The following is an 18,992-nucleotide window of genomic DNA, read 5'->3' on the forward strand; positions in this document are numbered from 1 at the left end:
CTTAAAAAAATATTTTAATTTTAAAACTTCCGTCACCAAATACCTGGCAAAATCTAGCTTTGGAATTTATATCCTCCACTACCCAGTACTCACGCTGATTTGCTATCTTCTTTGTTATCATGCAGATCTTGCCGCCGGATGGAATTACTTACTGGCCCTAGGTACTGAATGCATCATTACTTCTTTTATATGAAGGAATCAAGAAGATACCCTTATTAAGTTTTCTCGTTCTAAGCATGAAAAATGAAAAGTGTAAAAACAATCCTTGGAATTTTCTCTTTCCAAGGATTGTTTTTCTACAAAGCTTCGTTTTTCAGTGGGAAAGCATCCAATACCTTCTTCACAGCAGCATCCCAAAAATCCCAGTTATGGCCTCCATCCCACTCTTCATAAGTGATATCTAGGCCATAATCTTTCGCTTTCCGATAAAACTTCTGATTCATACCGTATAACAGGTCCTGTCTACCTTCGTATAAAAAAATCGGCGGAACCTTCTTTTTTTCTTTCACACACCTATCCAGCAGACACATGGGCAAATCCTTCTGCTGATACCGATCCTCCCCAAATACATTTCTCAAGTTTTTCTCCATCTTCTCTCTATCTTCAGCGTCATTAGGTCCCCAATTCGCCTCATACACCTGATCTGGCATTGTCACCGCAGTAAAAGCCCCCACTCCACCAAAACGCTCTGGATAAGTCAGACCAAGCTTCAATGCTCCGTAGCCTCCCATGGACAGACCAGCCACAAACGTATCCTCTGGCTGATTTGAAATCGGAAACCACCTTCCCATTTTTTGGGGGAGTTCCTCCGACAGATAGGTAAAAAATAATTTCCCAGATACTGTATCTGTAAAAAAACTGTCTTCCCCTGTAGGCATAATCACCGCCAAACAATGGCTCTGCGCATACCTTTCTATTGAGGTCTTTCTAAGCCAGCCATTGCAGTCGTCTCCCTTGCCATGCAGCAAATACAGTACTTGAAAACAATAATTTCTGCTTTCATCAAATGAATAATCTCCTCTGTTTTCTGGTAAAATCACATTTACCTGAGTATCGTACCCTAGAGATTTTGAATAAAAATTGCATTGAAATAAAGCCATTCCATTCCCTCCTTCGGTCTCCTTTTTTCCGTATCCTCAGCGGACCAAACGATATTATTAGTTGTAACATACCACCTTTCAGGACATAAAGCAACGTCTGTCTAAAATTATTCTTGACAAAAAATAAACAAATTTCTATAATGAAAATAGTTTGAATTAAAACTTATTGGGAGGACACATGAATTATCATGATCTGCACTATCTTCTTCTATTAGGGTTCAATCGTTCCAACAAAGCCATTGTCTCTAAGACTAGCCTGGAAGGTCTGATGCCTGGCCAGCCTAAAATTTTAGAATTTCTCCTGGAACACGATGGCTGCACGCAAAAAGAGATCAGCAATGGCTGTGTGCTGGACAAATCTACCGTTACCAGCCTTCTCTCCCGCATGGTTCTCTTGGACCAGATTGTCAAGGTTCCCTGCTCGCAGGACCGCCGCGTCACACGGATTTATCTTACACAGAAAGGATGCACTTTGGCAAAACGAGTAGCATTCATCTGTGACTCCGTCAATAAAGCTGCTTGGCAGGGCATCTCCCAAGAAGATCGCTGTCATTTTATTCAAACTTTTCAAAATATCTTGGAAAATCTAAAAGAATTGGAGTCAGAAGATGAAAAATAATTTGTTGAGATATTTTTGGTTTGTTGCGGGAATCCTGATCAATTCCTTTGGCGTTGCGTTAATAACAAAAGCTGCTTTGGGAACTTCTCCTATCTCCAGCCTTCCCTATGTACTAAGCTTACAGTTTCCCATGACCCTTGGACAGTTTACTTTCATATTAAATATGGTTTTCATTTTGTTAGAGGTCATTCTGTTAAAAAAAGACTTCCATGCCATTCAATATCTACAGATTGCCGTGAATGTCCTCTTCAGCTTCTGTATTGACGTCAGCATGAATCTGTTGTTTTTCTTCGAGCCTGCAAATCTGGCCGTTCAGTTTGCTGCTTTGATCGTTGGCTGTACGATTTTGGCCCTTGGCATCAATATTGAAGTAGCCCCCGACGTGTTAGTCGTCCCTGGAGAGGGAGTTGTAAAAGCAATCTCCCAAGTCTCCCGTAGACGTTTCGGTACAGTCAAAGTAATTTTTGATACCACTTTAGTCATAGGGGCTGCCTTTCTCTCATTCCTATTCTTTCATAGATTGTCAGGATTAGGAATCGGCACGATTCTCTCAGCCTGCATCGTGGGCAGATTTGTAAATCTAATCAACAGACATCTCCCTCTGATTTCTCAGATCGCCTCTCTGAGACAAAAACCAAATAGCTTTTCCGGCGCATATAAAAAGAAAGAACAGGTCTCCTAAAACTTGTTCTTTCTTTTTATATGCACGATAAGCCCGACTCGCGGCAAATAGAGGAAGAAAATCTTTCCTATCCACCGTTGTCAAGTCCACGCCGCTTTTATCTGTTTTCACCCACAAAAAACAGAGCTACCGTGCCTGGACCGGAATGCGCGCCGATCGTCGCTCCCACATGATTCATCAGTACCGTCTTAATCGGATACTTTTCTTTTATTTTGTCAACCACAAACTGCGCATCCTGCTCACAGTCGCCATGACTAATAAAAATAGTGTCACAAGAATTTTTATAGTTTCCCAACTTTTCTTCCATCATATCCACTAGGGCCAACAAAGACTTCTTTCTGCCTCTGACTTTTCCCACAGGAATTAACTTTCCCTCGTCATCGACATGTAGTACTGGTTTGATGTTTAGCACACCGCCGACAACTGCAGTCGTTTTCGACACTCTTCCGCCTCGGTAAAGATGATTCAAATCATCCACAGTAAACGTATGAACCATGTTCAGCCGATGTTCCATAACCCACTGTGCAACTTCGTCCATAGTTTTGCCTTCTTCTTTTTTCTTCTGGGCTAAATAAACGAGAAGACCCTGTCCTAGGGATGCCGCCAGTGAATCAATTACCACAATTTTTCTGTCCGGATACTCTTCCTGCAGCTCCTCACCCGCTATCCTAGCACTGTTATAGCTTCCGCTTAATCCAGAAGAGAAAGCAATATGCAAGACATCCTTCTCAGCTTTCAGATAAGGTTCTATCAGTGCTCTGGCATCCTCTGGATTCACCTGCGCTGTCGTAGGCATAGAGCCCTTTCGCATCCGGTCATAAAATTCCTTCACGGGCAAAAAATTCTCATGGCTGTAATGCTGGCCATCCATTGTGTAGCTTAAATATGTGCAGCCAACTCCATGCTCCGTGTAATAGGACTCCGGCAAATCAGAATTGTTATCCGTAGTAATCACATAATCTCTCATAATATAACTCCGCCTCTCTATTTATTCTAAAGAATCTTGCGGTAACTCGCCACAGATATATACGCTGCACAAGTTTTCCTGTTCTTGGCCGTAAGATCTATAAAAATTTATTCAGAATAATAATATCACTAAAGCGGCCCTGATTCAACCTTCATTTTACTGGGTTTTACCTCGCACTACTTCGAGAGCTTTCTGAAGCTGATTATCCTGCGACTGTTCCACCTGAGAAAGATCCGTAACGTCATCACTCAGTTCCACTTCTACATCCGGTTGAATACCAACCTCATGAATATTGTTTCCATTCGGTGTATAATACTTAGATACTGTCAGCTTCACCGCACTCCCGTCACTTAGTTGACGCACAGTCTGTACGATTCCTTTTCCATACGTGGTCGTCCCCACAATGGTTCCCACTTTGTGATCCTGCACAGCTCCCGCAAAGATTTCTGAAGCGCTGGCACTTCCTTCGTTAACCAAAACGACTAACGGCATGTTCAGCGGTGATTTGCCGTCACACGTCTCTTCCACACGATTTCCATACTTATCTTCCGTATATACAATCAGACCTTCCGGCAGTATCTCCCTTAAGACATCACAGACAGCTGTCATAAGTCCACCCGGATTATTTCTCAAATCCACAATCAACTGCTTTGCTCCCTGCTCTTTCAGCTTTTCAAACGCTGCATGATATTGTTCATAGGTGACACCGGTAAACTTAGATATCTTAATGTATCCAATGTTTTCTTCTAGCATCTCACTGCTGACAGATGGAATTTCCACGCCGGTCACAGAGACCTTCACCTCTTTTGTATTCTTCTCACCTTCCCTTTGAATCGTCAAGATCACTTCATCGCTAGGCGAATTCTTTATGCGTTCGGTTACCTCCGCAAGTTCCATGCCTGAAACATCTTCTCCATTTACTTTCTTCAGTATATCACCAGTCTGTATTCCAGCTTGCTTTGCGGGCCCTCCTTCATAGCAATCTATGATAACCGTCTCGTTATCTTGATTTTTTGTAATTGTGACCCCTATTCCCGTATACTCTCCATCTGTAGACTGGCTCTCCCGCTCATACTCTTCTGCAGTATAGTACGCAGAATAAGGATCTCCTAAACCATATATCAACCCTGTATAAATTCCCTCGGCCAGTTCATCCTCATCTTTGTCTTCCAAATAATACTGGTCAATCAAGTTTTCCAGATATGCCAGTTTTCTCCTGTGGCTAAGGTCTGAGAGCACTGTTTCTGGCTGTGTCTTCACATAGGCGAAAAACAGAGCTCCCGCAATGACCACAGTGCACAGAATACCTCCTAAAAAACCCGCTACATATTTTTTCTTGTCTTCCATCTTCTCTCCTTACAAGCACTAACAGAAGGGGCTGTCATCTCACAACAACCCCTTCTGTATCTTATGATTTTCAATATCACTTTAGACTTTTAAATGTTTCCGCGTAGTCAGATAACTTCCCAGAAAACCAATTCCAATACCCAAAACCAGGCCCACTGGCAATAAAATACGATACACATCATTCACTGGAATGAACTGCATAAAATTGGACAATCCATTAAATTTAGTCAAAACCATCTCCACGGTTTGATTATATAAGAAATAAAGTGCAGTCAACGGAATTGCTGAACCTATCAATCCCAGTATAATTCCCTCCAACAGGAATGGAAATCTCACGAAAAAATTCGACGCCCCGATCAATTTCATGATACCGATCTCCTCTTTTCGAATAGAGATACCCACAGACACCGTATTGCTGATTAAAAATACAGAAATAATCAACAACACCAAAATAATTCCCATAGAGACATAGAAAATCAGCTTGTTAATTGACGTCAATGTCTGTTCTGCTTCCTCAGACTGCTTGACTTCTCTGACATGATCCAACCCTTTAATGTAATCAACTAATTGACTTTGCTGCTCAATCTCATTGACATAAACCTCATAGCTTGAAGAATTTGCCAGTGGATTGTCATCCTTAAATCCCTCTGCGGCTTCCTCTGAACCACCTAAGTATACTTCTTTGAACTCCTCCCAAGCCTCATCGGCTGAAACATATACAACCTCGGCTGTCTCCGGACGTTCCTCAATCTTCTTCCCTATCTCTTTAATCTGCTCTTCTTTAGTTCCTTCGTCGAAAAAAACTGTAACTGCAACATCCTGTTCCACGGTTCTGGTGATATAGTTCAGATTCTCCACAATCGAATAAAAAATACCAAAGAGAAAAATACAGGCTGCCATCGTAATGATCGACGCCAAGGAAAACATCCAGTTCCTACGAATGTTCTTAAATCCTTGTTTTAGCGTATACCAGAAAGTACTAGGCCTCATAGTGATACCCTCCTTCCTGCTCATCACTGATAATAGCACCTTTGCGCATAGTCAACACACGCTTTTTCAGTTTGTTTACCACATCCTTGTTATGCGTAACTACCAAAACCGTAGTTCCTCTGTCATTGATTTCTTCTAGAAGCTTCATAATCTCCAAAGCAGTCTGCGGATCCAAATTTCCAGTCGGCTCATCCGCCAAAAGAATATCCGGGCGGTTCACCAAAGCTCTGGCGATAGCGACACGCTGCTGCTCGCCGCCGGACAGCTCTGTAACCGGAGATTTATATTTCTCCGCCAATCCTACTTCCGTGAGAACTTCCGGTACCCGTTTACGGATTACTCTGGTCGGCCTACCGATCACCCGCTGCGCAAACGCAACGTTCTCATAGACATTTCTGTCTTTTAACAGACGGAAATCCTGGAAAACAACTCCTAATTTCCTGCGATACTTCGCTATTTGACGCCTCTTCATCGTGTTTAATTTCTGTCCATTGACAACTATCGTACCTGCAGTGGCATCCAATTCCTTCAAAAGCAGCTTAATCAAGGTCGACTTTCCTGAACCGCTGCTGCCAACTACAAAGACAAATTCTCCTTTGTCAACATGTAAAGTCGCATGGCTCACTGCCGGCTGGCCTTTGTCATAAGACTTACTGACATTTTCTAAATCAATCATAGAATCCTCCTATATAATCTTCACACTGCAACGAAATTATCTTTTAATTATTTTGTAACATAATTGTAACATATATCCTGCAAAATGCAAGTCTTTTTTATCCGAATTTCACATTGCTATCACATATCATCTGTTCACAGCTTTTGTTTGCCGTCAATCAAAAACTGAAACAAGTTCCTGATACAAATAAAATGCTGCAAAAGGATACTCTCACATAATACCTGCAATTTCTCCATTTTGCAACATTCTACACACTTTTTTCGCAATTACTTATGGCGGCTTAGTACTCCAAGGTCTCCATATACTTCATAAATACCAGACGGGCACTTTTCCTTCTTCTACAAAACTCTAAAATGCTCTGAAATGCCTGTAAAATCAAGGTTTTTTGAGAAACCAGCGCCTCTGTGATTCTCTGAAATAACCTGAAAAAATCTAGCAAAATCTGTTCACGGTAGGCAAATGGTAGGCAAATTTTTCACCCGAAGATGATACAATATGCACCTTGTCACAGAGTCCCCCCGGCCGCTCACCGGGGGATTTTTCATGCTTTTTTAATGCTATCTACTTACAGCAATCTTCACATTAAGAATTTTTATAACCATTTCTGCTGCCCTTGTTGCCTGATCGTTATAGTCCTTAGCCAAGGGACTATTAATCAAATCACCATTCTGATGATGAATGAAAACATGTGACAGTTCCCACGCAAGCTCATAACAAGCTCTCTCTATTGTCACGCCAGTACAAATGCCTATTCGATTATCTTTCAGCATACTGAACACTCCTGGAAATGGACACGACTTTACTTTAATGCCTTTGTCCTCTGCTACCTTCAAAAGTACTTTTAACATCCTGATAGGATCGTCCATCTGCGGCAGTTCATCTTTCTTCGGATTCTCAACTGGTGCTGGCCTCGTCTCCACCGTCACTGGTACGTTTTGTTCTTCCTCTGCTCTGAAGTAGTAGTCTACCAGGTAATCATATACTTCCCACGCTTTGTCAGTGTTCAAAGACTTTGCGTGGAGCAATGCCCCTTTTTCTGTCCAGAGGTAGAGATGACTTGCACGATTCGCAACGAGGTAAGGATTCCTTACCTGCTTCTTAAAGGCTTTCAGTTCATCACCCGTAAGCGCAATATAATGTTTCTCTTCAACAAACCTACTTCTATTTGCATTAAAATTCGTCTTAATAGTGTCTGTTGTTGTTTGGTATGCTTCTGCTAATTGTTTGCTAGTAAGAACCCTGATTCCTTTAACCTCTACAGTTACTGGTAATTGCATAATAAAATACCTCCATTTTGTAATTTGCCAAAACAGAGGTACAGTGCTATAATATTTATACCTCTATTTTGGGGGTGGGTAGTCGGTTTCACTTTCTCAGGGTGCGACTACCCTTTTTTCTTATAAATTGCCCCGTAATGTAGCGTTTGTGTCACTATCGCATCTTCATATTCTGTCACATAAAATATATCTGGCATTTTTTCAAAGAAATATTTAAGGCTTATATTAAAAAATTCTCCTTGTACGCCTCTTCCTGGTCTTGGCGGAACTCTAAATTCCTGAAAATAATTATGCAAAATCTCTTCATTCTCCCAAAAATTCAAATGCGGTGGTGACAAACAAAATATTGTTCCTTTTCTTCCTATATTGGACAATCTGGCTTTAGGCATGCTCGTTGCTCCTATTTTTACCAAATAAAATCCTTGTAGAACAGGAATTTTTACAGCATAGCAAAATCCCATTTCGGGATTAAATGCTCCTGACGGGAAATCACGATTTCCTATTCTACACCTCCATTTCTTAGGCATTTTTATCGTTCCTTCCCATTCTTTGATACCGTTCCTCTATTCCATTTCTTACTACTTCTGAACGGTTTGTATTTTCTTTTTCGCATATTTCATCTAGCTTATCAACCGTCTCTTTATCCATTCTAACACGGAGCATATAATCTTTAAGACTTGCTGTCGGTCTTCCAACTTTCTTTGTAGCCATTTCCTCACCTCTTTTTGTTGCTACAATATTTATTCTAATTTAGTAGCAACAAAAAGTCAAGAGGTAATTTCCATTTCCTTCTAAATTTTCTTAATGCTATCCGCCCAGGCATACCCTATGTACTGATCGGCCACACAGACCTTGTACCAGTTGTCCTCATAGCCGTCCCGGCCTAAGACATCCACACGGTTTCCTTTGACAAGCTTCGGCCACCCGGTGATCGCATCCGAAGCCTTCTTCGGTTCCAGATGGACCACACAGGTCTTCTGCACCTCGCCCACAAACCTGGCAAAGCCCTGTTCTGTACGATTGTCTTTATAAGCCTCTGTATCTACCGGCTTGACGCTGTCCGCCCAGACATAGCCGATATGCTCATCTGCGATGTAGACTTTATACCAGCCGTCCTGATAGCCATAACGGCCCAAGACATCCACCAAGTTGCCCGGAGCCAGCTTCGGATATCCCGTGATCGCAGGAGAGGCTTTCTTGGCAGCCTCATGGACCGCACAGGTCTTCTGTACTTCACCTACGAATCTGGCAAACCCTTTCTGAGTCTGTTCTTTCTTCTTCACCTCTGCGCTCAGCTTTTTTTGGGTAGCTGGCCCGGCATTTCCGTCCTGTTCCAAACCATAATCTCCCTGGAATTCCTGGGTTGCTGCCTTGGTAGCTGGACCGAAATCCCCGTCCGCTCCGTTCTTTCCGCAGTTATAACCGATCTCAATCAGATTCTTCTGATACACCTTCACAGCTTCTCCTTGATCGCCCTCACAAAGGTAATCCTTCTGTGGTGTGTTTCCCAGATGCTCATCCATCCAGGCAGCTGCCACATTCCAGTCTATCCGGCAGAACTTTGTCCCCGGAAGCTTACTGTTAAAATACGATTTTGCGCAGACCCCTCCGCCGTTGGCAATCACCCCGGATGCCCCGGAAGTATTACCTTCAATAGTGGTAAATTTATCTCCATTTACAGCAGTAACAATCCCTGTATGGGCGAACGTGCCGCCTCGGTAAAAGATCACGATATCTCCCACCTCCGGGTTTGCATACTGGGTAAACAGGCCTGCCAGCGTCGGACAATACACATACGGCCAGTGTTTTAACAGCGCTGCCGCCGTCGCCTGGTCAAAGGCCTTCATGAATATCCAGGAGACAAAAGCCGCGCACCATGCCTGCCCCTGATAAGCCGGATAGACATCCCTCCAATATTTAGTGTAGTTATTGCTGCCGGCATTCGCCGTCTTATCGTCAAGCTGGCTGTTAGAGCTTTTCTCCAGATAGCCGATTTCCCCGGACGCAATGGAAATCACACGGTTTATCGCATCATTCTTGCTGTACATGCTTGTTTCCTCCTTATAATTCTTATAAAACACATCCATATCCACATTCCCATGAATCCCGGACACCCGTCCTTTCGAGCTGTACTGCCATCCTGCCCCAACGGTTGGCCGCAGCCGCTCCTGGATAGTTCCGTTGTCATTGTATGGGTAGGCCGCAATCCAAAAATCATACTGCTTACAGTCGCTGGGAATCACATTATCATACCAGTCCTTGTTACTGTAAATACCAAACCGATACCCCGCGGATGTCACTGCTGCCCAAAAGGTTTTTACCATTGTAGATAAGGTGCTTTTGGGAAGTTCTCTTTGGCGGTCATATTCCAGATCCAGCCAGATTGGGAAGTCCAGCTCCCTTCCGCCCAAAGTATCAATAACGGCTTCCGCTTCTTCTTGAATCTCTGCTACGGACATGGCATAGCTGTACTTGTAGACACCTACAGGAATTCCGTTGTCTATACATCCCTGGTAATTGTGCCAAAAACTTGCATCTACACCGTACCGTTCCGTGATCCGCAGGATTGCAAACTGGATTCCTGCATTTTTAACCTTTTTCCAGTCCGGTTTCCCCTGATAACTGGATACATCAATTCCTTTGATTTCCATAACTTCCTCCAAACACAAAAAGAGAACCCTTTCGGATTCTCATAAATACCAAAATATGCTATAATACCTGTGTTGCCACTCCTATACCGGCACGGGAGGGAGACACTTATAACTTTTCTTCTTTCTGTCACGGCAGGTGTGGTTTGCCACCTCATCTGCAAATGGCTGGACAAAGAGAAGTAGCCGGCAACCAGCCTAGGGCATAAGCCACCCTGCAAAAACGGAATAGAAAACCCCAGAGGATGCCGCCTCCGGGGTTTTTGCTGACTTACAGAAGTCACTTATAACTTTTGCCTACTGGCATTATAGCATATGCAGTTTTCTATTTCAAGATTCTTTATTTTACTTTTTCCATCAAGGCTTCTTGTAATACCTGGGAAAAATTCACTCCCGCTTTGATGGCTGCATCGTTTAACCATTCAGGGATACTAAGCGTTTTCTTTACCGCCCGTGAATTATGTTTCCTCTGATATTCCATCATGTCAAACTCCACAATCACCAATACTCCGTTATCTACGGTTATCTGATCTACCTCTGTCGGTTTTGGAATCTCTTCTTTTTCTTCTGCTCTTCCCGTTAAAACAAGTCCAAGTGCCTCTACTGCCATCTCATAGGCTTCCTGCATATCATCCCCCTCTGTCAGACATTCCGGAAAATCAGGAAACGATATCCAAAAACCACCTTCTTCTGCTTTGTGAAATACTGCTGGATAAAATAACTTGTTCATACGTGATACCTCCGCGTCATATTTCAGGCGCAGGGCTTATCTTAGCCCTGCCTGTTTTAGTATTGCCTGCTCCAGACCTTTTTTCATCGCCTTGGAGTGATAAGGAACAACTACAGATCTCCCAGTAGTTTGGTTTCTCATGGTGATATGAGAACCATTTTGTCTGATTTCCTCAAACCCGTTCTTTTTGAGATGTTTTATCATCTCTCTCGGCGTCATTGGCATCGTAAGTATCTCCTTTCCTTATCATGCTCTTATTGTACCACGTATTTTTACGTATGTCAATTATTTTACGTATTTTTACGTATCTCATTCTTTCTCTGAATCTTTATTCACAATCTTATCTGCCACTTCCAGCCCTTTGATTAAAATTACAGGCACATGAAAACCTGCCTCCACAAAGTTCTCGCAGATCGACCGGATCTCATTTACCAAAAGGCTCGCCAGCACAAACCAGCCCAGCAGTGTGGTGATCCCCAAGTCTATACTGATGGCCTTGCCGATCTCAATAAATACGGCGGACGCCCCAAAAGCTACCATCACCATCAACCAGTAACCCAGTTTCTTTAGGACTCCCTGCCAACCTTTGACAGAATTTTCCTTCTGGTTTATGCGGCTTTTCATCCACCCCGTCAGCCAGTCAGCCACATTCAAAAGCAAAAAAGCCACAAATAAAATCCAATGTTCCCCCAAAATATAAGAGAGGACGGCCACCACCGTCCCCACAATCACGTTATACCCGTCAATGATCGGTTCCGCATAATTCATTTTCCTCATACCCTCCGCTCCTTAATCTGTAAAATAAATCGCATGTAAAAAGATGGCTGTATTTGCCTGTATGGCCTCATAGCCACCGGAATTCGAAGAAAACGCACGGGATACTGTCACGGTTCCGTCCACGTTTACATGAATCTGAAAAACTTTGTCCACATTTGTATAACCTGGACAAATCACCATCTTAGAAGGTCGGTATTCTTCCGGCAGCGTAATCCCTATCCGCACTTCCGTCGTAGAGCCTCCAATGTTATTTTTCGTATTTCTCACTCCACCTGACAATTCCACCACGTTTCCGCGTTTTCTCACCTGCGGCTGATGTCCGTAAACCACCTCATAATTCCCATCCGGTGTTAATGTCACCCAGCCGGTATCCTTCTCCAAAAATGTTTTCAGCGTATTAAGCGTTGCCTTTTTAGTTCCCTCGGCATCTTCTAGCGCGATCTGGTCGCTTTCCTCCAGGGATGTTTTCTCCTGTAGCTCTCCAATCGCCACTCTCTTATAAATTTCAGCCACTGTTTCCCTCCTTTACCTGAATTGGGCTTTTGTTTTTCGTTGTCAGCAGTTTCCCGTCCTTCGTTGCCAACACCGGGACAATCGGACGCACGTCCGCCACAATCCTATAAGAAGCGCCGGTTTCCACGGGGTTCGGCAGCACCTGGACGCTGAGAATATCCAACATCGCCTTCATCCACTCACCTCAATTCGTATCACCTCAATCAAGGTCTCATCCCCAATCCAGTAGGTGATCTTTAATTTATAAATTCCGATTTGCTCTGGAGCGATCAGCACATCAATCACATGGTCCAGAATCTGTGCGTCCCCAAAATCTTCTACTTTCGTTCCACGAACCAGTTCAAACTGCGCTTTTAAAATCGTAAACGGTTCTCCCCTTATATTTTTTATCTGAAGACGTACATGCCGTTCTTCTCCCTGGTCAAACATCAGTATCTTCTGCATACCGCCCTCCTTACCAACTCTGCATAATAATAGCTCGTTAAAACTTTGGTTTCCCATACCGGTCTTTCTGCTTTCGCATCGTAGGGGTAGGGTTCCAGCCGCAGGCAGAGGTCTTCCAGGTGGAAAGTCACCAGGATTTTCGTGCAGTAGGCCACATTCCCTGCGTCGTCATAAGCGGTAAAATCCGCAATATAGGTTCCGCTTTTCGGCGGGGGAATGGCGATTTCCCACCAATCCCCTTCCACCCGTTCCAGAACCATCTCTTTTCCATCGATGTTCCCTACTAAACGTATTACCATCAGGCATCTGTCACCTTCACTTTGATGAGATAGGTTGCACCTGCGTCTACGGGGTTCGGTTCAATGATGATTTCCTCGAATACCGGAGCACCCGTATCCAGGGTTACCGTCCTGGTCACGGAGGTCTCTTTCCCTGCGCTATCTGTAGCCTTGATTACGATGGTATTGGCCCCATTCTTTAAAGTAACCGTCTTACTGAAGTTTCCGCCGCTTCCTACGGTTACATCTCCCTGGTCTTGGCCGTTGAGTGCGATCTTCACCGTCACGGGACTGCTGGTCACATCGTTGGTGGTACCGCTGATGGTCAGGGATGCCTGGTTTGTTACCAGGTTATTCGCCGGACTGGTAACATTTAAGGTAGGTGGTACCGTATCAACCTTGAAGGTTACGGATTTCTGGGTGGCAGCGTTTCCGTCGTAATCAGAAGCGTCTACCTTGATGGTATGGCTTCCGTCCGAAAGAGCCTGGCTTGGTACATAAGAACAGGTATAGCCATTTTCTATCGCCTGCTTGGTGATCGCGCTTCCCATTACCGGTGCGCCGGAGTCTACCGTGATCTTAATGGTATCCGGGTTGACACCGGAGTCATTGTCTGTCACCTCCCAAGTAATGGTCGGCTTATTGTTGATTAAGGACGCACCGCTGGTCGGGCTGGTAATGGTGACAACTGGCGCCACTTTTTCTTTTACCACCAGCCTTAAATCTTCCCCGAAGGTAGGGTCTTTATCATCCACCATCGTAGAGTTTCCGGCATCATCCGTAGCCGTCAATTTCATACTATAATAATGTCCTGTCTGATTATAAGAAGACTTTGCCGGCGAAGTAGCCTGGGCCTCCCAATAGCCGGATTCATCATTATAGGTCAGGTTATAAGTCTGGCCATTTACCTCTAGTTTTACTGTTTTTACACTCATAAGTATTCTCCTTTTTGCTATTATTCAAAAAAAATCCAGTCTCATCAAATTTTTATGCCATCTTCCATATCATTAACGAAGGTTCATTACCGCTGGTACGGCGAAAAACTGCACTTTTACTTTTTGTAGTAACTTCTACATCCGATAACTGCTCTATAAATTTTCTCACATACACATTCCCTCCTGATTCTGTTGCAAAATACATATTCGCATAATTTCCATATGCTAACATGACAAAGCATGCCCCTCCATCATTCAGAGTCACTGTGTGTGAAGCCGCACGATCCCGCTGTTCATATCGCGCCCCAACACTGCTGTCTATCAATTCCCAGTCAAGAAACTTATTTTGTATTGAACTCAAAATCCTTTTATAAATTTCTCCAGCCGTATTAATCAATTTCTGAACAATTACATTTCCGCAAATTGGAAGAACATAGAGAGTAAATCCACTTGTAACAGGAACGTTATCCATCCCAGCCGTATATGAAGTATTTGGAGAAAAGTATATTCCAGGCATGTGGTAATCATCCAAATCCGCGTTCTCTGGAAGCAAAGTTGAAATTCCAAAGATACTATCTTCAAATTCATAAAGCTTGTCCTGATCGAAATAAAGCTTTGACACACTAAAGTATGTTTGCCCTCCAAACATATATCCTACATTATCTACCATTGCTACAAATTCAGGCTCATCCGCATTTCCGCGCGGCGTGTATTGGGCTACCGTCTGCACCTTCCCAGTGTCGTAGTCTATCATTTGTAAATAGATGCCCGAAACACTCATCGACGAGCTCACAATCTCTCTTACAAAATATAGCCCGATAAACTTGCCACCGTAACAGAAGGAAGACTGTGCGGTCATTTCGCCTGTTCCCACGTAAGAATCTCCGTAAGTATTTTCATATTGCTTCAACAACTCCCATTCTGAATCGTAAATTTGCAGATACGAGGTGTCCAAAACATAATATCGGTTATTTACATTATCATAAGAGACCAACCACTTTGCTCTTGCATTACCAAGATCCATAGTATTCTCTAAACCAAATGTGGCGCCATTCAAAACAGCAATCTTATTCGCATTCATTCCTGTATTTCCAGTAGCGACATATATTTTCCCAGTCCCCGGATTATAAGTAAGGTCGTTAGCGTGTCCCAGATCCAGAGTCACTCTCTTAATAACTGTCTCATAATCCTTATTCAATTCAACTAAGATACAAGAATCATTATCCTTATTGACAATCGCAAGAAGGAAATGATCTGTCGTCGGAAGATAGCATCCACCTTGTAGCGTTGTATATTCGCCGTTCCCGGACAATGTCTGGAGAGCAAGACGTTTCCGATAAAGCTCCCTTTTTATCGGCCTTTCCAATCCAAAAACAGCCTTATTGATCTCTCCCGTCAGCTGCTCCCCCTGGTCAGATACCGTCACTTTGAGATCTGCTAAGTCAGACTGCATCTGTTGATAACCTTCAGGTGTGAATTGTGCAGCCTCCTGAGCAGCCTGTCTCGCCATCTCGGCCGCATTCTGAGCGTCTTGCGCATCCTGAGCAATCTGCGCAGCCAGTTCATAAAAATCCGGAAGATCTGAATCTGAAATGTCTGTACCGTCCCCAAATGCAGCCTTTTTTACCGCCAGAATGAAAGTCGCACTTACCAAAACATTATTTTCGTTTTCTATCACCACTTCGCAATAAACCCGTCCGGATATGGCAGTCATGTTCTGAGTGATGTCACAGGTCACTTCTGTACCACTTAAAATGGCAGAGTAAGAAAAACCTTTTTTGTCTCTTTTCGTCCCCTGTACTTTAGCCGTAGAGCCAGCAGGGATCTCAAATTCTCCAACACTGGCATACAAATTAATATGAAGTGTCCGGCTCCCTTCGTCAAATTGACTCACATTGACAACTGCCGGCAAACCTCCAGGCACAACGTCTAGATATATCGTTTGGTCTAACATGCGTTCCCTCCTTATACATAATAGGAAAGATTAATATATAATTTTTCCGTCCTCGAACATGGAACATTCCCCGTGGTCCCATAGTTTGAAAAAGTCACATTCCCGTTCAAATCTATTCCTAACGTCCACTGGTTTATCCCACTTCCCACCATCACTTGCCGAATTGGTACAGACGGCCACATATCCTCCGGTAACACAAAGATCAACCGCGAATCCCCTCCTTCTATCTCCTGTACAGGAGAAACTATCCCTTGAATACTCACTCTTCTTTCATCTTTTCGATACCGCAGTCCATCATTTTTCACAAAGAAACCTGACAGATTAGCTGTCATCCACACAGGCGCGGTACCATTTACCAGATTCATTCCGTCAATGATAGCTCCTGTCGGCTGAGTATCCTCATCAACAATCGCAGATACCGGCTCAATGCCACTTGACTTCATCAGATACTCTCCAAGTGTCACAGTATACTGTCCTTCTGATGCTCTAACCTCAATTTTAAGAACCCTGCTCTCTAAATACATTTCCCCAGTATTGTCAATGACGTAAACTGTGTCTCCAATCTTCAACCCATCTGGAACCTTCTTGAGCGTGACTTCATAGTTTTCTTCCATTCGACTTACTTTTTTGAGGGATGCGATCGCCTGCGAACACAGAGTCTTCTGATTCGTGGATGTCCCATTGAACATCTTACAGATATAACCAGCGTTCACCCCTTCTTCCGCGTACCTACGACTCCAAATCTTATTTGCTTCCCGGCAAAAAAGATATGTTCCTGCCACATAGAAATTTCCATCGTCATAGGAATACCCGTTCAGGCTGATAGGCTTATCCGCTCCTTTCGGAGTACCTCCCAGCACCTTATATCCAGTAGCAAGATTGGCAATAGAACGTTTCACGACGATTTTGTCTATCTCTCGGTTCAATCTCAGCACAATTCCAGAGTCTTTTCCTCTCCGCTTATAGATGTTAATATATCGGTGTTTCAGTTCCAGTCCATCAATCTCAAAACTGTAACCGATTTCTGCCCCAAACGAAGCTGCGATGCTCAGCAGCCGCTCAGATGCGGTGGAGTCCGTGTCCCAAGAAAGCGTGCGAGTAAGGTTCGTGATTTCGTTAATGTGTATTTCGAATCCACTGTTTTTTGAGTATTTTTCGACATAGTAGGATATCGGGTATGCCTTATCAGCGGTATATTCTCCGTACACATCATTAAGAAGATCCAAACCTGCATCCTCCGCATAAACATAAATTGTATTATTAGAAGTGTCCGCTTCGGTGTCAATGATCGTATAGAATTCATCCAAATCATCATAACTCCGCATGACATAATTACCCGGATACACCATGTTTCTTGCCTCAGACAACGTATCCTCCTTGTATTTCAAATCGAATTCAAAAGTGCTTACACCTGAATCCACGTCTTCAGTCTTGACATCATTGATAATACGGTATCCCTTAGGAAGTCCAGTAGAAGCCTTCCCAAGAATATTTAAAAATCGGTCAGCAAAATATACAATCATAAATATACCTCCCGATACCGCAGGGTTATATCCGGTTCTTGGGCAAAATCTGAGTAGTAACAGGCAATGTTATTGATTCCAGGATTCAACTTAAAATTCTCCCAGTCGTTTCCCAAAGCTCCAATTTCCGGAGTAGATTCATCATCAATCAGGATTTCTCCTGAGCTGCAATCAAAGGTTACTTTCTGACCTTCGGCAAATTGATTTTTCAGGTCAGTCCAACCATTGACTCCGTATTTATAGAATTTCAATCCAATTAGCGTATTTCGCACCATTGCAGTTCTGGAAGCATATTTAGCTACAAATAAGTCTACTTCGATACCTTCCGCATCTGCCAGATCATCATTGGAATATTCATAGATTTTCCCGCCAATGGTGAATCGAAAATCCCCTCCGTTTTTTTCCACCTTCGAGTTGGCTGTCTTTGAACCGGATATCTTGCTGGCACTATTACACTTATAACGAATCGATTTCATAATTTGATTCCCAACTCGAAGTTCAGCAATGGCATTCAATGAGGCCCTCGTATTTTTTACAAACACAATGCCAGCTAAAGGCCTCTTCTCTCCGGTGTCCAAATAGCTGACTACAAACTGGGCCATTCCCAGCTCTTTTGCCGAGAGAGAACCAAAATAATTCTTCCATTCTAAACAGAAATTCTGCGCTCCGATATGGCCTGTAGAGTCGGCGGGAACGGCTCTGTGAAGCCCGATCCCATGCCAGGAACTTCCACTTCCCCAGTTATCGCCAGTCACACCGGTACCTTTTGCAGTTTCCTGAATCCGCAGTGTTCCATTCTGAACCATATTTCCGTACAGAGTGGCCTGATTCAGGATCCATATTCCAGGACCATTGTAAAAACCTTTATTAATGAGGAGCTCTGAGACGTTATCAACATCCTCTCCATCAACTTCAGACTGATTTCCAGCCAGCAATGTCGCACCATTTTTCTCATTAATATAGGAAACATATCCATTGTCACTAGTCATGACTGCATCCACAGCCGGATAAGAAGGGTATGTCCCCTCGTAATGAATCTTAATAATCCCGCTGTCATTCGGTTTTGCGGTAAACTCGGTCACAGAATATTTAAAGGGGTCCGAACAGTATATTTCAATCTCTCCGGTTACGGAATTAACACCGGAAGGGATGTCTTCTAGCTTCGTCTTCGTTCCAATATAATACTTATCCAGCTCGTCATTGAAGGAAATATGGGCCTGTTCTGCGTTCAGGATGCCATTCAAATGATTGAAAGCCTCGCAGAACTCTTCGTTGCTCTTCGCAATCAACTGATATCCTACTAGAATTGTTCTCGGCTCATATCTGCGCCTTTCGTACAGTGACCCATCTGCAGCACCAACTACTGTGTCTGTGATTTCCGCAGATATAATTTCCCGGCCAGACACATAGAGCGTTCTATAGCCAGGGATCTCTGCTTCTATCCATTTTCCATTAAACTGCATGGCCTGGGCCGGAAGGGAAAATGGAAATTCCGTGTATTCTGTTGTATCTCGAAATTCATATAGCATTCA

Annotated in this window: 22 protein-coding genes; 2 read left to right on the forward strand and 20 right to left on the reverse strand. The window is 43.5% G+C overall.

What is annotated here, in order from left to right; translation table 11 throughout:
* Window positions 1-296: 296 nt before the first annotated feature.
* The gene (locus BLHYD_RS12460; protein ID WP_005950625.1) at window positions 297-1,100 is read right to left on the reverse strand and encodes an alpha/beta hydrolase; all 804 of its coding nucleotides are present in this window, start codon (window positions 1,098-1,100) and stop codon (window positions 297-299) included.
* Window positions 1,101-1,278: 178 nt separating this feature from the next.
* On the opposite strand from BLHYD_RS12460, the gene BLHYD_RS12465 reads away from it, so the two are divergent.
* Both BLHYD_RS12465 and BLHYD_RS12470 read left to right on the forward strand, forming a co-directional pair.
* On the forward strand, window positions 1,279-1,719 hold the full coding sequence (locus BLHYD_RS12465; protein ID WP_005950623.1) for a MarR family winged helix-turn-helix transcriptional regulator: 441 nt from the start codon (window positions 1,279-1,281) through the stop codon (window positions 1,717-1,719).
* Window positions 1,709-2,401 (forward strand): YczE/YyaS/YitT family protein, encoded by a 693-nt coding sequence (locus BLHYD_RS12470; protein ID WP_005950622.1) that lies wholly within the window; start codon window positions 1,709-1,711, stop codon window positions 2,399-2,401. Before BLHYD_RS12465 ends, BLHYD_RS12470 begins: the two co-directional genes overlap by 11 nt.
* Before the next feature lie 97 nt (window positions 2,402-2,498).
* On the opposite strand, the gene BLHYD_RS12475 is transcribed toward BLHYD_RS12470, so the two are convergent.
* The 19 genes from BLHYD_RS12475 to BLHYD_RS12565 all read right to left on the reverse strand — a co-directional run bounded on the left by BLHYD_RS12475 (window position 2,499) and on the right by BLHYD_RS12565 (window position 18,989).
* A complete protein-coding gene (locus BLHYD_RS12475; RefSeq protein WP_021845533.1) occupies window positions 2,499-3,368 on the reverse strand; it encodes a DegV family protein in 870 nt (289 codons plus the stop codon).
* 156 nt (window positions 3,369-3,524) lie between these two features.
* Window positions 3,525-4,715 (reverse strand): S41 family peptidase, encoded by a 1,191-nt coding sequence (locus BLHYD_RS12480; RefSeq protein WP_005950618.1) that lies wholly within the window; start codon window positions 4,713-4,715, stop codon window positions 3,525-3,527.
* An 81-nt stretch (window positions 4,716-4,796) separates the two neighbouring features.
* Complete coding sequence (gene ftsX / locus BLHYD_RS12485) at window positions 4,797-5,705, reverse strand: permease-like cell division protein FtsX (protein WP_005950616.1); 909 nt, start codon at window positions 5,703-5,705, stop codon at window positions 4,797-4,799.
* Window positions 5,695-6,381, reverse strand: a complete 687-nt coding sequence (gene ftsE / locus BLHYD_RS12490; protein WP_005950614.1) for a cell division ATP-binding protein FtsE — start codon at window positions 6,379-6,381, stop codon at window positions 5,695-5,697. The genes ftsX and ftsE overlap by 11 nt, the downstream gene beginning before the upstream one ends.
* Before the next feature lie 557 nt (window positions 6,382-6,938).
* Window positions 6,939-7,658, reverse strand: a complete 720-nt coding sequence (locus tag BLHYD_RS12495; RefSeq protein ID WP_005950609.1) for an ORF6N domain-containing protein — start codon at window positions 7,656-7,658, stop codon at window positions 6,939-6,941.
* Window positions 7,659-7,765: 107 nt separating this feature from the next.
* Window positions 7,766-8,185 carry a GIY-YIG nuclease family protein gene (locus tag BLHYD_RS12500; protein ID WP_005950607.1) on the reverse strand — a complete coding sequence of 140 codons (420 nt, stop codon included), beginning with the start codon at window positions 8,183-8,185 and terminating at the stop codon, window positions 7,766-7,768.
* Window positions 8,178-8,369: a ribbon-helix-helix domain-containing protein gene (locus tag BLHYD_RS12505; protein ID WP_005950605.1), complete on the reverse strand. Its 192-nt coding sequence runs from the start codon at window positions 8,367-8,369 to the stop codon at window positions 8,178-8,180. Before BLHYD_RS12505 ends, BLHYD_RS12500 begins: the two co-directional genes overlap by 8 nt.
* 80 nt (window positions 8,370-8,449) lie before the next feature.
* Entirely contained in the window at window positions 8,450-10,309 is a 1,860-nt protein-coding gene (locus BLHYD_RS12510) for a GH25 family lysozyme (protein WP_005950603.1), read from the reverse strand.
* A 337-nt stretch (window positions 10,310-10,646) separates the two neighbouring features.
* On the reverse strand, window positions 10,647-11,036 hold the full coding sequence (locus BLHYD_RS12515) for a type II toxin-antitoxin system HicB family antitoxin (RefSeq protein ID WP_005950600.1): 390 nt from the start codon (window positions 11,034-11,036) through the stop codon (window positions 10,647-10,649).
* A gap of 36 nt (window positions 11,037-11,072) precedes the next feature.
* Window positions 11,073-11,261 (reverse strand): type II toxin-antitoxin system HicA family toxin, encoded by a 189-nt coding sequence (locus BLHYD_RS12520; RefSeq protein WP_005950598.1) that lies wholly within the window; start codon window positions 11,259-11,261, stop codon window positions 11,073-11,075.
* Window positions 11,262-11,345: 84 nt separating this feature from the next.
* On the reverse strand, window positions 11,346-11,813 hold the full coding sequence (locus BLHYD_RS12525) for a phage holin family protein (RefSeq protein WP_005950596.1): 468 nt from the start codon (window positions 11,811-11,813) through the stop codon (window positions 11,346-11,348).
* Between the two features lie 12 nt (window positions 11,814-11,825).
* On the reverse strand, window positions 11,826-12,326 hold the full coding sequence (locus BLHYD_RS12530; RefSeq protein ID WP_005950594.1) for a hypothetical protein: 501 nt from the start codon (window positions 12,324-12,326) through the stop codon (window positions 11,826-11,828).
* A complete protein-coding gene (locus BLHYD_RS12535; RefSeq protein ID WP_005950592.1) occupies window positions 12,319-12,501 on the reverse strand; it encodes a hypothetical protein in 183 nt (60 codons plus the stop codon). The genes BLHYD_RS12530 and BLHYD_RS12535 overlap by 8 nt, the downstream gene beginning before the upstream one ends.
* A complete protein-coding gene (locus BLHYD_RS12540) occupies window positions 12,498-12,770 on the reverse strand; it encodes a hypothetical protein (RefSeq protein ID WP_005950590.1) in 273 nt (90 codons plus the stop codon). The genes BLHYD_RS12535 and BLHYD_RS12540 overlap by 4 nt, the downstream gene beginning before the upstream one ends.
* On the reverse strand, window positions 12,755-13,069 hold the full coding sequence (locus tag BLHYD_RS12545; protein ID WP_005950588.1) for a PF13754 domain-containing protein: 315 nt from the start codon (window positions 13,067-13,069) through the stop codon (window positions 12,755-12,757). Before BLHYD_RS12545 ends, BLHYD_RS12540 begins: the two co-directional genes overlap by 16 nt.
* Window positions 13,069-13,983, reverse strand: a complete 915-nt coding sequence (locus BLHYD_RS12550; protein WP_005950586.1) for an Ig-like domain-containing protein — start codon at window positions 13,981-13,983, stop codon at window positions 13,069-13,071. Before BLHYD_RS12550 ends, BLHYD_RS12545 begins: the two co-directional genes overlap by 1 nt.
* A gap of 52 nt (window positions 13,984-14,035) precedes the next feature.
* Complete coding sequence (locus BLHYD_RS12555; RefSeq protein WP_005950584.1) at window positions 14,036-15,937, reverse strand: pyocin knob domain-containing protein; 1,902 nt, start codon at window positions 15,935-15,937, stop codon at window positions 14,036-14,038.
* A gap of 11 nt (window positions 15,938-15,948) precedes the next feature.
* A complete protein-coding gene (locus tag BLHYD_RS12560) occupies window positions 15,949-17,460 on the reverse strand; it encodes a phage tail spike protein (protein WP_005950582.1) in 1,512 nt (503 codons plus the stop codon).
* A complete protein-coding gene (locus BLHYD_RS12565; RefSeq protein ID WP_005950581.1) occupies window positions 17,457-18,989 on the reverse strand; it encodes a distal tail protein Dit in 1,533 nt (510 codons plus the stop codon). The genes BLHYD_RS12560 and BLHYD_RS12565 overlap by 4 nt, the downstream gene beginning before the upstream one ends.
* Window positions 18,990-18,992 lie beyond the last annotated feature (3 nt).

The organism is Blautia hydrogenotrophica DSM 10507 (genome assembly GCF_034356035.1).
Taxonomy (GTDB): Bacteria; Bacillota; Clostridia; order Lachnospirales; family Lachnospiraceae; genus Blautia_A; species Blautia_A hydrogenotrophica.

Excerpts from the sequence above, each read along its gene's own strand:
- BLHYD_RS12460 (WP_005950625.1), bottom strand. The coding sequence starts at position 1,100 with ATGGCTTTATTTCAATGCAATTTTTATTCAAAATCTCTAGGGTACGAT.
- BLHYD_RS12465 (WP_005950623.1), top strand. The coding sequence starts at position 1,279 with ATGAATTATCATGATCTGCACTATCTTCTTCTATTAGGGTTCAATCGT.
- BLHYD_RS12470 (WP_005950622.1), top strand. The coding sequence starts at position 1,709 with ATGAAAAATAATTTGTTGAGATATTTTTGGTTTGTTGCGGGAATCCTG.
- BLHYD_RS12475 (WP_021845533.1), bottom strand. The coding sequence starts at position 3,368 with ATGAGAGATTATGTGATTACTACGGATAACAATTCTGATTTGCCGGAG.
- BLHYD_RS12480 (WP_005950618.1), bottom strand. The coding sequence starts at position 4,715 with ATGGAAGACAAGAAAAAATATGTAGCGGGTTTTTTAGGAGGTATTCTG.
- ftsX (WP_005950616.1), bottom strand. The coding sequence starts at position 5,705 with ATGAGGCCTAGTACTTTCTGGTATACGCTAAAACAAGGATTTAAGAAC.
- ftsE (WP_005950614.1), bottom strand. The coding sequence starts at position 6,381 with ATGATTGATTTAGAAAATGTCAGTAAGTCTTATGACAAAGGCCAGCCG.
- BLHYD_RS12495 (WP_005950609.1), bottom strand. The coding sequence starts at position 7,658 with ATGCAATTACCAGTAACTGTAGAGGTTAAAGGAATCAGGGTTCTTACT.
- BLHYD_RS12500 (WP_005950607.1), bottom strand. The coding sequence starts at position 8,185 with ATGCCTAAGAAATGGAGGTGTAGAATAGGAAATCGTGATTTCCCGTCA.
- BLHYD_RS12505 (WP_005950605.1), bottom strand. The coding sequence starts at position 8,369 with ATGGCTACAAAGAAAGTTGGAAGACCGACAGCAAGTCTTAAAGATTAT.
- BLHYD_RS12510 (WP_005950603.1), bottom strand. The coding sequence starts at position 10,309 with ATGGAAATCAAAGGAATTGATGTATCCAGTTATCAGGGGAAACCGGAC.
- BLHYD_RS12515 (WP_005950600.1), bottom strand. The coding sequence starts at position 11,036 with ATGAACAAGTTATTTTATCCAGCAGTATTTCACAAAGCAGAAGAAGGT.
- BLHYD_RS12520 (WP_005950598.1), bottom strand. The coding sequence starts at position 11,261 with ATGCCAATGACGCCGAGAGAGATGATAAAACATCTCAAAAAGAACGGG.
- BLHYD_RS12525 (WP_005950596.1), bottom strand. The coding sequence starts at position 11,813 with ATGAGGAAAATGAATTATGCGGAACCGATCATTGACGGGTATAACGTG.
- BLHYD_RS12535 (WP_005950592.1), bottom strand. The coding sequence starts at position 12,501 with ATGAAGGCGATGTTGGATATTCTCAGCGTCCAGGTGCTGCCGAACCCC.
- BLHYD_RS12540 (WP_005950590.1), bottom strand. The coding sequence starts at position 12,770 with ATGCAGAAGATACTGATGTTTGACCAGGGAGAAGAACGGCATGTACGT.
- BLHYD_RS12545 (WP_005950588.1), bottom strand. The coding sequence starts at position 13,069 with ATGGTAATACGTTTAGTAGGGAACATCGATGGAAAAGAGATGGTTCTG.
- BLHYD_RS12550 (WP_005950586.1), bottom strand. The coding sequence starts at position 13,983 with ATGAGTGTAAAAACAGTAAAACTAGAGGTAAATGGCCAGACTTATAAC.
- BLHYD_RS12555 (WP_005950584.1), bottom strand. The coding sequence starts at position 15,937 with ATGTTAGACCAAACGATATATCTAGACGTTGTGCCTGGAGGTTTGCCG.
- BLHYD_RS12560 (WP_005950582.1), bottom strand. The coding sequence starts at position 17,460 with ATGATTGTATATTTTGCTGACCGATTTTTAAATATTCTTGGGAAGGCT.
- BLHYD_RS12565 (WP_005950581.1), bottom strand. The coding sequence starts at position 18,989 with ATGCTATATGAATTTCGAGATACAACAGAATACACGGAATTTCCATTT.